This is a genomic window from Vibrio sp. Y176 (assembly GCF_033438945.1).
Genome location: NZ_JAWOQS010000243.1, coordinates 1 through 871, shown reverse-complemented (window position 1 = coordinate 871; position 871 = coordinate 1). Strand labels below are relative to the sequence as shown.

The window sequence follows — 871 nt, the reverse complement described above, 5'->3', positions numbered from 1 at the left end:
AGAAGCGACACAGCGTTTGCTGATTTCTGACTTGAATGTACCTGCAGTGAAGCGCGCACTCAGCTCAATGCGCAGCAATCGTGATTTTATTCCTCTGTCTGTTTCTGTCCTTGCGCGCTCGCGAGCGGATTGGTTGTCCGGACTGAATATGTCTCGCGCCTATACTTTACTGTGACAAAAGGCTGGCTACCAAGGTGTGCTCTCGGTTGGGCGTGTGCAAACTCCGGTTCTAGGGCTTGTCGTCCGTCGAGATGAAGAAATTGAAAACTTTGTTCCGAAAGATTACTTCACGCTGCACGCATTGATCCCGTATCAAGACCAAAATGGGGCGTTTGATATTCGCGCACGCTGGAAACCCAGTGAGGCTTGCAAACCATGGCAGGATGAAGAAGGGCGAGTATTAAATCGCAAGTTAGTCGAAAACGTCGCTAATCGGATCGCGAACCAGCCAGCGATAGTGAAGGAATCAGAGCAGAAGCAAACCAAGCAATCTGCACCATTGCCATATTCATTGTCTGCTTTGCAGATTGATGCAGCAAAGCGTTATGGCATGAGTGCGCAGCAGGTGCTAGATACTTGTCAGGCACTATACGAAAAGCACAAACTGATCACTTATCCGCGTTCTGATTGTCGCTACTTGCCGTTGGAGCATTATTCTCAAGCTGGAACGGTTACATCCGCTATTGCAAACAACGCCAAAGAACTGCAAAGCGCAGTGAAGGGTGCCGATTTATCGATTAAGTCGAAAGCGTGGAATGACAAAAAAGTCGATGCTCACCACGCCATCATTCCAACGCCTAAGCAAGCCAACGTTAATGCACTGTCTGGCAACGAAATGAAAGTGTATCAGCTCATTGCGCGCCAATATTTA

General features: G+C 48.3%; 1 pseudogene. It reads left to right on the top strand.

Annotation, left to right across the window (positions count from 1 at the left end):
- Positions 1-871: pseudogene (locus R7O13_RS25330) on the top strand (DNA topoisomerase); the annotation flags it as partial.